Source organism: Methanocalculus natronophilus, assembly GCF_038751955.1.
Classification (GTDB): domain Archaea; phylum Halobacteriota; class Methanomicrobia; order Methanomicrobiales; family Methanocorpusculaceae; genus Methanocalculus; species Methanocalculus natronophilus.
Map to the genome: position 1 here is coordinate 58,801 of NZ_JBCEXH010000002.1, position 14,314 is coordinate 73,114.

The 14,314-nt window shown below is 51.1% G+C and carries 9 protein-coding genes; all 9 read left to right on the plus strand.

The window, feature by feature from the left end; all coding sequences use genetic code 11:
- The 9 genes from ABCO64_RS02470 (at position 1) to ABCO64_RS02510 (ending at position 14,273) form a co-directional block, all read left to right on the plus strand.
- The gene (locus ABCO64_RS02470) at positions 1-513 is read left to right on the plus strand and encodes a chemotaxis protein CheW (RefSeq protein ID WP_253455728.1); all 513 of its coding nucleotides are present in this window, start codon (positions 1-3) and stop codon (positions 511-513) included.
- Entirely contained in the window at positions 510-1,004 is a 495-nt protein-coding gene (locus ABCO64_RS02475; RefSeq protein WP_253455731.1) for a response regulator, read from the plus strand. Before ABCO64_RS02470 ends, ABCO64_RS02475 begins: the two co-directional genes overlap by 4 nt.
- Positions 1,005-1,016: 12 nt before the next feature.
- Positions 1,017-2,150: a sensor histidine kinase gene (locus ABCO64_RS02480; RefSeq protein WP_343089194.1), complete on the plus strand. Its 1,134-nt coding sequence runs from the start codon at positions 1,017-1,019 to the stop codon at positions 2,148-2,150.
- Between the two features lie 236 nt (positions 2,151-2,386).
- Positions 2,387-5,563, plus strand: coding sequence for a Cache 3/Cache 2 fusion domain-containing protein (locus ABCO64_RS02485; protein ID WP_253455736.1), 3,177 nt, complete (start codon positions 2,387-2,389; stop codon positions 5,561-5,563).
- Positions 5,564-5,574: 11 nt separating this feature from the next.
- Positions 5,575-6,078, plus strand: coding sequence for a chemotaxis protein CheW (locus ABCO64_RS02490; RefSeq protein WP_253455738.1), 504 nt, complete (start codon positions 5,575-5,577; stop codon positions 6,076-6,078).
- A 146-nt stretch (positions 6,079-6,224) separates the two neighbouring features.
- Positions 6,225-7,388 carry a sensor histidine kinase gene (locus ABCO64_RS02495; protein ID WP_253455740.1) on the plus strand — a complete coding sequence of 388 codons (1,164 nt, stop codon included), beginning with the start codon at positions 6,225-6,227 and terminating at the stop codon, positions 7,386-7,388.
- A gap of 68 nt (positions 7,389-7,456) precedes the next feature.
- A complete protein-coding gene (locus ABCO64_RS02500; RefSeq protein WP_343089195.1) occupies positions 7,457-12,412 on the plus strand; it encodes a PAS domain S-box protein in 4,956 nt (1,651 codons plus the stop codon).
- A gap of 35 nt (positions 12,413-12,447) precedes the next feature.
- Complete coding sequence (locus ABCO64_RS02505) at positions 12,448-13,095, plus strand: cobalamin B12-binding domain-containing protein (RefSeq protein ID WP_253455744.1); 648 nt, start codon at positions 12,448-12,450, stop codon at positions 13,093-13,095.
- Positions 13,092-14,273 (plus strand): sensor histidine kinase, encoded by a 1,182-nt coding sequence (locus ABCO64_RS02510; protein WP_253455746.1) that lies wholly within the window; start codon positions 13,092-13,094, stop codon positions 14,271-14,273. The genes ABCO64_RS02505 and ABCO64_RS02510 overlap by 4 nt, the downstream gene beginning before the upstream one ends.
- The last annotated feature ends 41 nt before the right edge of the window (positions 14,274-14,314 follow it).

The window sequence follows — 14,314 nt, forward strand, 5'->3', positions numbered from 1 at the left end:
ATGGTAAGTGAGGCACAACGGGAAGACGCGGGCTCAATAGCCGGATCGATCCAGGTTGTTGAGTTCATCCTCGGGGATGAGAAGTTTGCAATCGACCTCTTCGAGGTTCGGGAGGTGGTAGAGTATACCAGGATCTCTGCTCTCCCAAACTCTCCCTCCTATATCAAGGGGATCATTGACTTACGGGGCGAGATCACCACCATCATCGATCTGAAGGAACGACTGAATATCAGGAGCTCCGACCGGGCAGAGGAAGAGTCCCGGATCATCGTCCTTGATGAGAATATCACAAAGAAGAAGGTCGGGATCATGGTCGATGATGTCCTCTCTGTCTCGACATTCGAGATGAGCCAGGTGGATGAGACTGGTGCGGCAGATGATACCGATGAAGATTCATGCATTCTTGGGATCATCAAGAAGAAAGGGCAGGCAAAGGAGAGGGATGCAACCGATCTGATCATCTGGGTCGATATCAAACAGCTCCTCGGGGAGATGCTGAAGACATTACCATGAGATCAGTGAAGAGAGACTTCTCGCTTGAATGCGAGAGTCCAAAAGAGATTAAAGAGAGAGCTGTTGTGAATGGCCATGACCTTTCCATCCTCTTCATCGACGACGAACCAGGAATACTGGAGATCGGAAAGATCCTGCTTGAGCAAAGCGGCGGGTTGTCGGTATCTCTCGCAGAGAACGCATATACCGGTTTGAATCTTCTCTCAAACCGGGATGTCGATGTGATTGTATCAGATTATGAGATGCCGGGGATGGATGGGATTGCCCTTCTCAGGCATATCAGGTCAGAAGGGTGGGACACACCCTTCATCATCTTTACCGGCCATGACAGGCACCAGTTATTCACAGAGGCTATGAGGAGCGGGGCTGACGCCTTTATCCTGAAAGGAGGAAATCCAAAGACGCAGTTTGCGATTCTTGCAAAAACAATCCGGGATTCGGCATCAAGCCGTATATCAGGGAAAGAGAAGGGACAAAAGAGACCAGATTGAGAGACAGATGAGATGACTATTGCCGGGTGTATCAGGGAGAGACTGCTGCGGGCTTGGTTTTATATAAATCAAACCAATCCCTCAGGCGGGGAGGGACAGGTACCAGACAGTCTCCAACAGAAGAGCTGTCTGAAAACGTACGCTCCGCTGATTGCAATCATACTCTCAACAGCGTTTGGATTTAGTGTCGCAATATACTCCATCTCAATAGGCTATTATATCATCTTCCAGAATCTCTTCTACATTCCAATCATTATCGCCTGCATTTCCTACCTGACCAGGGGGTTCATCTTCTCCACCCTGCTCGCCTTTCTGTACTTTATTCTTGTCGCTTCATTTACCCTTGAGCCGGTCATTCTCCAGGGCGCCCTTATCCGGGTGGTATTATTCATCGTGATTGCGGGTGTTGTCACCCACCTTGCCCTCCTGAAAACCAGAGCCGAAGAGGCTCTTCTCCTCTCAAACCAACAGCTCCACCTCCTCTCTTCCATTACCCGGCACGATCTGCTGAATAAACTGATGCCGCTTCGGGGCTACCTTGATCTCCTCTCTGAAAGCCGGATGGATCCAACCCAGCAGAGATATCTCAGGGAGGCGGATCTTCTCACCCGGTCAATGCAGCGTCATATTGATTTTACCAGGGAGTATGAGAAACTCGGGAAGAATAAACCGACATGGCAGTCAGTTACAGGGATCATCAAAGAAATAGTGGAAACCACCCTCCCTGTAACCTTCATATGCGATGTTGCCTGCGATGATATCAAAATCTATGCAGATCCCTTGCTGCCGAGAGTCTTTGAGAAACTGATCGAAAACTCCAATACCCACGCAGAAGGGGCATCGGAAATTATCATCCGGTGTATGATCGATGAATCAGCCCTTGAGATCATCCTGGAAGACGATGGGTGCGGGATACCTGATGAACACAAAGAAGCGATTTTCTCACGGGGTGTTGGAAGAAACACCGGATATGGTCTTTACCTCTCTCGAAACATACTGGGCATCACCGGGATTTCTATCACTGAGGATAGTGAATCCGGCAAAGGGGCACGGTTTCATATAAAGATCCCAAAGACACGGTTTCGGATTGAGACGTCATACGAGGAGACAGACTACAAGAATCCAGAATACAATACGACAGAATAATCAAATAAAACGCATTCATTTAAACAATTTTATAATAAAATATATTTTAATATATAAGGCTCTATTTAATAAAAAAGCGCCATTCATCCCTTTTCCGAAACAATTAATTAGAGAGTATAACCTCTTAGAAAAGGAAGGAGTGTACTGTACCCGCACCGCAGGAAGCAGTTGCAATCCTCACAAATCATCAGTAATTCACGGAGATATCCGCAAGCGTTCACAGGAGGAGAGTTTATATGGCACAGGGCTTATCAGCCAGGTTTGGCAATATGAAGATCGGGACGAAGATTCTGATCATCTGTCTTGCACTTGTTATCATCCCGACGGTGCTCCTCGGGGTTATGGCATATAATTCGGCAAGCGGGGCGATTGAAGAACAGATTGAGACAGAATTTACACTTCGTGTAACAGAGAACCTGCAGCAGACGGATGCAACCTATACGCTCACCATGGATCTCTTAATGTCGAGCATGAACGTCCTCAGGTACGATTTCCAGGCAAGAGGAACACCTGAGATCCGTGACGGGCAGCTGGTGCTTGTTGATGCCGCGGGTGAGGAGTATGTTGTTAATGACAACCACGAGATGGTCGATGGCCTCTCCCGCCAGTTTGACGGAGCAGCAGCCACCATCTTCCAGGTGAGGGACAACCAGGCGATCCGGATTGCAACCTCGGTCTATGGTGCAGACGGAAGGCGCGTTGTTGGAACACCACTTGCACAGGAGGTCTATGATGTGGTGGTTGTACGCGGAGAGACATTTTATGGTACTGCCAATGTGGTTGGTGTCGACTATATCACCGCCTATGAGCCGATCCGCGGACCTGGCGGGAATGTGATCGGCGTCCTTTTCACCGGTGTCCGGGAAGACGCGACACTTGGTGTTCTAATGGATCAATTTAGAGATACCGTCGTTGGAGAGACAGGATACATCTATATCCTCGATTCTGATGGAAACTTAATTCTCCACCCGGAAATGGAAGGAGAGAGTGTTGCCCACCTGGATTTCATCCAGGATATCCTGAGAGAGCAGGAAGGGCTTACCCGGTACTTCTGGGAGGGTGAAGATAGGATCGTCGCCTACACCTACTATGAGCCTCTCGACTGGTACATCGCTGCCGGTGCGGACTGGGCAGACTTCACGGGACCGATAAATGATATCAGGAATGCGATTTTAATCATCGTCATCGGTGCGGTTATCATCGGGGGTGCAATTGCTGTTCTCTTCGGGAGAGGTATCGCACGGAGGATGGAGGATCTCGTCAATCTCGGCAGGCGTGTCCAGGACGGGGATCTCTCAGGGGAGATTCAGACAGACACAGGCGGCGATGAGATCGGCCAGGTGGCAGAGGCATTCGGCGGCGTTGTTGCGACGATCCAGCAGTTCGGCTCAGAGATGAATATGATCAGTGATTCCGCAAGCGAAGGCAAGCTGGATGTCAGGGGCGACGCCGCAAATTTCAAGGGCGATTATGCGAATATGATCCATGGGGTCAACGACATCCTTGACGCCGTCATCGGGCCACTCAATGTTGCGGCAGAATATATCGACCGAATCAGTGAGGGGCAGATACCTGATCCGATCACCGATGACTACAAAGGCGACTTCAACGAAATCAAGAATAACTTCAATAAATGTATCAATGCGATAAACCTCCTCATTGAGGACGCAAATTTGCTTTCCGGATCGGCAATTGAAGGAAGGCTGGATACACGTGCAGATGCATCAAGGCACCAGGGAGACTTCAGGAAGATCATCACCGGTGTCAATGATACGCTTGACGCCGTCATCGGGCCACTCAATGTTGCGGCAGAATATATCGACCGGATCAGTGATGGCCAGATTCCAGAGAAGATCACCGATGATTACAAGGGAGACTTCGCCGAGATCAAGAACAATCTTAACAAGTGCCTGGCTGCCATAACGCTCCTTGTCAAGGATTCAAACATGCTTGCAGATGCAGCAATTGAAGGTCAGCTTGACACCCGTGCAGATGCAGAGGAGCATGAAGGCGACTTCAGGCTGGTTATTGAGGGATTAAATAATGTTCTTGATGCCGTTGTCAAGCCCATCAAAGGAATGGGCGGAGCGATGAACAAGATCAGCAAAGGCGATATCCCCGAGAAGATCAGCCGTGAGTTCAAAGGCGAGTATAATGAACTGAAGGATAGTGTGAACCGGTGCATTGATGCAATCAACATGCTTATCGATGATGCAAACCTCCTCGCCGGGGCAGCTGTTGAAGGAAAGCTCGCCACCCGTGCAGATGCATCCAAGCACCAGGGAGACTACAGGAAAGTCATTGACGGGTTGAACAACACCCTTGACGCGGTCGTCCAGCCGGTGAACGAGGTCATCAGGATTGCAGATTCCTTTGCCAATACCGACTTCAGCACAAGCTTCTCTGAAGACGTCCCGGCAAAAGGTGACATGGAGCGGCTGAAGAACGCACTCAATAACGTCAGTGCCCAGGTGTCTGAGTCGATCGGTGAAGTCAACCGGATGATGGGCGAACTGGCAGCCATATCTGAAGAGGCAAACGCAAGCGTCGAAGAGGTCTCATCCGGCGCCCAGCAGATTGCACGCAACACCGGTAAAGTCAGCGAGAACTCCGAGAAGGCAAACAACGGCGGCCAGCAGGTGCTCAGGGCAATGGAAGACCTCTCTGCAGCAGTTGAGGAGGTCACCTCGAATGCCGAGTCGGTTGCCGCACTCGCACGGAATGCAAACGACCAGTCAAAGGAAGGAGCAAAGCTTGCCTCTGCCGCTGAGAAGGGAATCGGCGAGATCAGCCAGTCCGCAGAAGATGTCGACCAGATCATCAAGGGCATCAACGAGCAGATGGAGCAGATCGGAAAAATTGTCGGCCTGATTTCTGACATCTCCAACCAGACCAACCTGCTCGCACTCAATGCCGCAATCGAGGCAGCACGGGCAGGAGATGCTGGACGCGGATTTGCAGTTGTTGCAGCTGAAGTCAAATCACTTGCACAGGAGTCGGGATCATCGGCTGAGAATATCGCCAACATGATCGGAGAACTCCAGGCACAGGCGAAGAAAGCAGTCGAGGCGATGGGAACCGCAAATACTGCTGTTGAAGCCGGATCTGAACAGATGGAGAAGACGATTTCAGCATTCAACGATATCGTCGACTCGGTCGAGAAGATCTCACGTGCCATTGAGGAAGTCGCCAGTGCAGCAGAAGAGCAGGCGGCAACCGTTGAGGAGATCACAGCAAGCGTTCATGAAGTCACCGGACTGATCGAGGAGAATGCTAAAGAAGCAGGTGATGCAGCAGCTGCAACCGAAGAGGCTTCCGCAGGCATTGACGAGGTCGCCAATATGATCCAGAACGTCAGTTCAGTTGCGAACAAGACACTCCAGGCGAACCAGAAGTTCAGGCTGGCAGAGTAGGTGGATACACTATGGTAAGTGAGGCACAACGGGAAGACGCGGGCTCAATAGCCGGATCGATCCAGGTTGTTGAGTTCATCCTCGGGGATGAGAAGTTTGCAATCGACCTCTTCGAGGTTCGGGAGGTGGTGGAGTATACCAGGATCTCTGCTCTCCCAAACTCTCCCTCCTATATCAAGGGAATCATTGACTTGCGGGGCGAGATCACAACCATCATCGATCTCAAAACCCGCCTGAATATCAGGAGCGCCGACCGGGCAGAGGAAGAGTCCCGGATCATCGTCCTTGATGAGAATATCACAAAGAAGAAGGTCGGGATCATGGTCGATGATGTCCTCTCGGTCTCGACATTCGAGATGAACCAGGTTGATAAAACAGGATCAGCAGACACTGATGAGGATTCATCAATACTTGGGATCATCAAGAAGAAGATACGGGTAAAAGACAAGGATACAACAGATCTGATCATCTGGATCGATATCAAAAGCCTCCTTGGAGAGATGCTTCGGGAGTAAAGGATTCAGGAGTAAAGGAAGAGCGGATACGACCAGGGGGTTTATCTGTCCGGGATATGAACCTGGCAGATCCCCCTGCCATTTTCTTTCTCTTCCAAAGATTAAAGCCCCCGGCCAATGATTGCCAGCGACAAGCAGTACCTGCCATGAACAGACCAGTCAAAGACCTTCTCCCACTCCTCACCGTGGGCATAACAACGGTTTTGTCCCTTGTAATCAGTTATCTCGCCCTCTCCTCAGGCATCTATTACATCTTCCAGAACCTCTTTTATATCCCAATCATCCTGGCATGCATCCTGTACCGCAGGAGGGGTCTCGTCTTCTCGGTTCTCCTTGCCGGATCCTATCTCTTCATGCTCATCACATATGCCGGGGCTGCCTATCTTTCAGATGGATTGATCCGGGTTCTCATCTTTATTGTCGTTGCCATCATCGTCTCGCTCCTCGCAGAAAAGTCCCGTGATATTGAAGAGTACCTGATGAAGATGAATGATGAGCTCTTCTCTGCAAACAAAAGACTTGAAGAGATGAACACCCGCCTTGTCAATACCGAGAAGGAGATGATGGAGCAGTACAATGAGCTGCTTGAAACCCAGAAAGCACTCAATGATGAGATCACCCGGAAGACAGATTTCCTGATGGTTGCATCGCATGAACTCAGGACTCCGCTCCAGCCTGCTCTCGGATACCTCAGCCTTCTCACTGCAAAGCCAGAGAGCTTTAATCTCTCTCCGGATGTTCTGGAGATGCTCATCCACTGCCAGAGAAATATCAATAAGGAACGAATGATCATCGATCGCGTCCTTGAACTCTCGGTTCTCGATTCAGGGAAGATCACTCCCAGGTTCGAACCAATATACCTGCATACCTTTCTCGAGGAGATCATCCGGGCATCCGGCGGGCGAACAGATGCTGAGATACGCAATCATATACCCGCTGATGTGACAATATCCGGCGATGAGTCACTCCTCTACCAGGTATTTACAAACCTCATAACAAATGCCATCCGGTTTAACAATCCCCCGCGTGAGGTCACCCTCAAATATTCACGTGATGAACAAGGCCACGCCATCAGTGTGACAGATAATGGAATCGGGATCGATTCGACCTCACAGGAGAGGATCTTTGAGCCGTTTCATCTCGTTGATATCGATAATCTCAGCAGACAGTATAACCGTCTCGGGCTTGGCCTCCCCATTGCACACCGGTATACCGACCTTCATGGCGGCGAGATCACCATTCGCAGCAGGCCAGGGGAAGGGAGCACCTTTACCGTCCGGCTGCCGGAAGAGCCCCATATTTCCAGATGAAACATTTTTTCCAAGTTGAATCAATAAAATAAAAGCAATTATCTGTTTGTATGTCCATCTTACCCATAATGACCGGCAGCAACCCTTCCGATCCACTGGTCTCAATCCTCTATGTGGATGACGAACCCGCTCTTCTTGAGATATTTCGTCTGTTTCTGGAGAGAACCGGCGAATTCTCCGTCACCACTGCAGAGAGTGCAGCGGTGGCACTTGATCTCCTTGCGAGCCGGTCTTTTGATGCAGTCGTCTCTGACTACCAGATGCCGGGGATGGATGGGATTGCATTTCTGAAACACCTCAGAACAACTGGCGATACCACGCCATTCATCATCTTTACCGGGAAAGGGAGGGAGGAGGTCGTCATCCAGGCGCTGAATGAGGGTGCGGACTTCTATCTTCAGAAGGGAGGGGATCCGAAGTCCCAGTTTGCCGAATTGACCAACAAGATCCGGTACGCAGTCAGTAGCCGGAGGTTTGAGAGAGGTGTGAGCGAAGCAGGCGAGAGATACAAGGCTCTCATTGCAGTCTCAAATACCGGTGCCTGGGAATACACCCTTGGTTCCGACTTTCTCTGGTGCAGCCCTGAATACTTCTCCATGCTCGGCCGTGATGCCGCAGATTTTGATCTCTCTGGAAACCCCAACCTGCAGGAGACCTGGATAAACCTGATCCATCCCGATGATCAGTTGAGGGCAGCAGACACGTTCCGCGACTTTCTTGAAAGCAACAGTTCCGGGATGTACGAGAACGATTTCCGGATGGCGCATGCTGATGGACGCATGATCTGGATCTGGTCACGCGGCTGGAGGCTGCGGGACGAGAGGGGGAACCTGACAGATAAAACCATCGGAACCCATATTGATGTGACCGAACGGAAAGAGGCAGAAGATAAACTCATCAGACAAACCGAAGAACTCCACGCCGCATATGAACAGCTGACAGCATCAGAGGAGGAGCTGCGGCACCAGCTGGATGAACTGACAGTGGCACACCAGGCACTTGATGAGACAAATGAATACCTCGAAAACCTCATCACCCATGCCAATGCCCCGATCATCGTCTGGGATCAGCAATGCAGGATCACAAGATTCAATGACGCCTTTAGTAAGATGACAGGCATCCAACCGGATGATGCAATCGGCAGCAGACTTGAGCTCCTCTTTCCTGAAGAATCACGGGACGCATCAATGGATCTGATCCGGCGGGCTATGGCAGGCGAGATGTGGGATGTTGTTGAGATCCCAATCCTGAACCGGTCAGGTGCTGTCAGAACCGTCCTCTGGAACTCGGCAAATATCCGCGGAACTGACGGGAAGACGATTATTGCCACCATCGCACAGGGACAGGATATTACTGACCGGAAACGAACAGAAGAGGCCCTTACTGCGAGTGAGGCGCAGAAAGATGCAATTCTGAACGGAATTGGCATCAATATTGCCTTCGTGAACCATGATCTTGAGATCCTGTGGGCCAATAAAACCGCTGCTGCATCTGTGAACCGCGACCAGGACGGAATACGGGGTCTGCGGTGTTATGAGTTGTGGGGAGATAACCAGGGTCCCTGTCCGAAATGTCCCACAACAAAGGCGTTCCAGACCCTGAGAAGTGAGCAGACGGTCATACAGACGCCTGATGGGAGATACTGGGATGAAAGGGCTGAACCGGTCTTTGACGCGGAAGGCAGGCTTACCGGCATCGTAGAGATTGCCCAGGATATCACCGAACAGAAATTAGCCGAATTGGCACTTCTCCAGAAGACTGAAGAACTGCACCAGAAGAATGAGGAGCTTGCAGCATCTGAAGAGGAGATGCGGACAGCTCATGAACAGCTTGCGGCATCTGAAGAGGAGATCCGCCAGCAGCTTGACGAGCTCATTGCCACACAACAGCAGCTTGCACTCTCTGAAGGCCGCTACCAGGCGATCTTTGAATGTACACGTGCTGCGACGGTTATTGTTGAGAAAGACACCACGATATCACTTGCAAACAGTGCTTTTGAGGCACTATCCGGCTATACTCGCGAGGAGCTGATCGGCAGAAGCTGGACTGAGTTTGTGAGCCAGTCCGATCGCAAGCGGATGATCGCATACCACCAGCAGCGGAGAGCAGGGGAGAGCGGGGAGGGAGAGCCTCCTGGTCAGTATGAGTTCACATTCATCGACCGGTCCGGCACCCCGCATGCCACCCTTGCAACAGTCGGGTTGATTCCCGGAACCAGCCAGTCTGTTGGTTCGTTTTATGATATCAGTGATCGGAAGGCAGCAGAAGAGGCACTGCTTGAGAGTGAGGGTGCTGTCAGAAGGAAGCTCCAGGCAATCCTTGAACCAGAGGGATCGTTTGGTGAACTTGAACTCTCAGATATCCTCAATGTCTCCTCTATCCAGGACCTGATGGATTATTTCCACAAGCTTACCGGTATTGGTGTGGCGATACTCGACCGCACTGGCAGGGTGCTGGTTGCCACCGGTTGGCAGGATATCTGTACCCGGTTCCATCGTGAGCATCCGGAAACCGCCCGGCACTGTCTCGAGAGCGACACCGAGCTCGCCAGTGGTGTTGCCCAAGGCGAGTTCAAACGTTACCGGTGCAAAAACAACATGTGGGATATCGCAACCCCCATCAGTATCGGTGAGGAGCACGTTGGCAACCTCTATCTCGGCCAGTTCTTATTTGAGGGCGAGGAGCCGGATCGTGAGGTCTTCAGGCGTCAGGCAGAGCGGTATGGGTTTGACGAGGAGCAATACCTGGCTGCACTGGATCGTGTTCCCCGGTGGACAGAGGAGACTGTGGATACGGTGATGCGCTTCTATGCCGGTTTCACTCAGATCATCTCATCACTCAGCTATGCAAATCTCAGGCTGGCACGGGAACTCAGTGAGAAAGATGACCTGATGAGCCGTCTTGCCGCATCCGAGGAGCAGTACCGCCGGATCGTTGATACATCAGCGGAAGGGATATGGCAGATGGATGCAGGCTTTCAGATCACCTATGTGAACCGGCAGCTTGCGGATATGCTCGGGTATACACCCGCAGAGATGAGCGGTATGGATATTGCCGCTTTGATCCCACCAGAAGAGCGTGCCGACTCTGAATTGAGGAGGGAGAGACAGCGGAGAGGTGAGGTTGACCATTTTGAGCGGAAATTAATCCGAAAAGACGGGCAGATTCTCTGGACATCAGTTGCGATCACCCCCATCATCGGTGCTGACGGGGAATACCAGGGTTCGTTTGCGATGGTGGCAGACATCAGCGGACGAAAGGCTGCTGAAGATGCTTTGCTTTCAGAAGAAGCCAGGTTACGGGCGATCACCGAGACTGCCAAAGACGCAATCCTGATGATGGATCCAGAGGGGAAGATATCATTCTGGAACCAGACAGCAGAGGATATCTTTGGTTATACAAAGGATGAAGTAATGGGGACGGATCTGCATACCCTGCTGGCACCGGAACGCTACCTTGATGCATATACAAGAGGCTTTGCATCTTTCCAAAAGACCGGCGAGGGTACAGCAATCGGCAGGACTCTTGAGTTAGAGGCTGTCTGCAAAGATGGGAGGGAGATAGTAATTGAGCTTTCACTCTCGGCGCTTGGTCTTCCTGATGGCTGGCACGCGGTTGGTATTATCCGTGATATCACTGAGAGGAAGTTGGTAGAAGAGAAGAACCGGGCAATTGCCAGCATGCTGGATATCGCCCCCGGCTCAATCACCATCCATGATTATGATGGGAACTTCCATTTTGCAAATCAGAAAACCTTTGACATTCATGGCTATTCAAAAGACGAGTTCCTCTCAAAAAAACTCGCAGATATCGATTTTCCATCAAGTGCAGAACTCATAGGAGAACGGATGCAGCAGATTGCTCAGGATGGCGAGGCATCATTTGAGGTTGCACACAGAAGAAAGGATGGATCAGTTGTTTCACTTGAAGTCTTTGTCAAAGAGGTGGAATGGGAGGGAAAGCCCGCCCTGCTGAGTATTGCAACCGACATCACCGGGCGAAAGGCTGCTGAAGATGTTCTCAGGAAGAGCGAAGCACTCAAGAGCCATATTATTGATGCGATACCGGATATACTCTTTATACTGGATTCTGAAGGGAGATTCATTGACGCCATGGCATCAGATGAAGATCTCCTGGTGGCTCCAAAAACTGAACTTCCCGGTAAAACAATCGTTGATCTTATACCCGGCCCTGACGGAAGAAGGATGGCAGAAGCAATCGCAGAGACACTTCAGCACCAGGATATGGTGACGATTGAATATGCTCTCTCTGTTCCGGCTGGAATATGCCACTTTGAAGCACGTATCGTGCCATACCTTGACAACCAGGTGTTAGCTCTCGTACGTGACGTGACTGAGACGAAGGCTGCTGAAGAGGCGCTCCTGGCAGCACATAAGAAACTCCGGATTCTCTCTTCCATCACCCGTCATGACATAGCAAACAAGGTGTTGGTAATTCGTGGACTGCTGGAGATCGCAGGCGAAGCCGAAGCATCATCCGCACCCCCCATCCGGCTGGATGAGATCCAAAACGCTACTGAGGCCATAGATCGGCAGATTGCGTTTATGCAGGATTACGAACAAATCGGGGTACAAAATCCCAGCTGGATGGAGCTCTCCGGGCTCATCCGGATGATAGACGAGACAAAGCTCTCTCTTCACCATACCTGCACGTCAATCCACCTCTATGCCGATCCGATGGTGGAGAAGGTCTTCTCCAACCTCCATGATAACACCATCAGGCACGCAGATGGTGGAGACCAGATTACTATCTCCTGTGAAGAGCGGGATGGCAGTCTCGTCATCACCTGGGAGGACAATGGCGTGGGCATCCCGGATGGAGAGAAAGAGAAGATCTTTGAGAAGGGAGTTGGGAAGAACACCGGGTTTGGACTCTTCCTCTCAAAAGAGATCCTCGAAATCACCGGCATTGCCATTCGTGAAACAGGAGTGTATGGAGAAGGAGCACGATTTGAGATTATTGTTCCGAAAGGTTCATGGCAGATGGAGGAGCAGGAGCGATAAACAAAGAATTGACCAGCAGATGGGGGAAGGATTGAATGGAGTCTCTTGTCACTGAGGAGATCTACCGGAGCTATCTCAATGCACTGATCGAAGGCGACAGAACCCGTTGCACCAAGATTGTCCAGGAACTTATCAATAAGGGGATCCAGGTTCCGGATCTCTACCTGAACCTTTTCCAGCGTTCACTGTACCGGACAGGCGAGCTCTGGGAACAGAACCAGGTATCTGTATCAGTCGAGCACCTGGCAACAGCCATAACAGAACGACTGATGGCCCTTGTTGAGCCGAAGATCTTTGAAGGAGGTTATCGCAGCCACTCGGTTATCGTCGCCTGTGTGGCAGATGAATATCACCAGCTCGGTGCCCGGATGGTTGCAGATCTCTTTGAGCTCAACGGATGGCGGGGGTATTTCCTCGGTGCCAGCACCCCGGTTCAGGATCTGCTCAGCATGATCGATGAGAAGAAGCCTGATATCGTCGCTCTCTCACTCTCCATCTATTTCAACCTCCATATTCTCATGGAGACACTTGACCGCATCAAAAAGGAGCATCCCGATCTCCCGATACTTGTTGGAGGCCAGGCATTTCGATGGGGAGGAACCAGTGCACTGGCAGAGTACCCGACAGTCATCTACATCCCCTCGATAGAGGCATTGGAGAGCGTCATGGAGCAGGTACCATGAGAGATGACCATCACATCCCTGGAGATCCCGAAATCACCGGACATGCACTGCGGTATCTCACTGAAGATGCGGAATGCATGGTGCTCATTCTCGATCATGAAGAGACGATCATGTATGCAAACCGGTATGCAGAGGCTGTCACCGGCATACCACTCTCAGGCAGGCACCTCCAAACACTCCTTCTCTTTGGATCTGCTGGGAATACTGATACCAGGAGTGTGCTCGATAAATGGAGGAACGAATCACCCCCGCACCTGATGAATATCAGAACCGCAGATGGAAGGCCGTTATCATTTCAGATTCACCTCTACCATACCCGACGTTGTCACCTCATCTTCGGGCAGAAAGATTCAACAGGTCCTGAAGTATTGAACCGGGAGATCCTCGGGCTGAACCAGGAGCTGACAACAATCACGCGCGAGCTGAATCAGAAGAACGCTGAGCTGGCCGGGCTGAATGAGATGAAGAACCAGTTCCTGGGGATGGCAGCCCATGACCTCCGCAATCCGGTCACGATCATACTGCTCTCAATCGATCTCCTCCTCGATTCTGTCCCCGATGACGATCACTCTGATGAAGCACAGATGCTCAGGGGCATCAGGAGAGCCGCAGCACAGATGAGCCAGGTGATCAACGACTTCCTTGATGTCAGCATCATAGAATCCGGCCAGCTCAGATTGAACATCCGTGAGGTTGACATCCCCGATATGCTCGAACATGTACAGCAGAATCTTCATCCGGCAGCAAAAAAAGGAGATGTCACCATGGATATCGTACTGGATCCGGCTATAGAAAGCCTGAGAATCGATGGTGGAAAGATTGAGCAGGTTCTGACCAATCTTGGCAGTAATGCCATTGAACACTCACCTTCAGGAGAAAGAGTGATCATCCGGGGCCTGCATGGAAAAGAGGAGATACGGTTCCAGGTAGAGGATAGTGGAGCTGGCATATCCCCGGAGATGCAGAGAGAACTCTTCAGCCCGTTCTCAGGCAGCAGGAGATCAAAACGGGGTGGTGAACGAAGTATCGGGCTTGGCCTGGTCATCTCACGAAAGATTGTTGAAGCACATGGCGGAGCAATGTATGTTGAGAGTGAACCAGACATTGGATCAACCATCGGGTTTACCCTGCCATATTCTGTCCTCACAAACAGCCAGGATAACAGCCAGGATACGTGATAGTGAAGAAGATCTGCTCTTTGCTGATCTGTTGCAAGGGT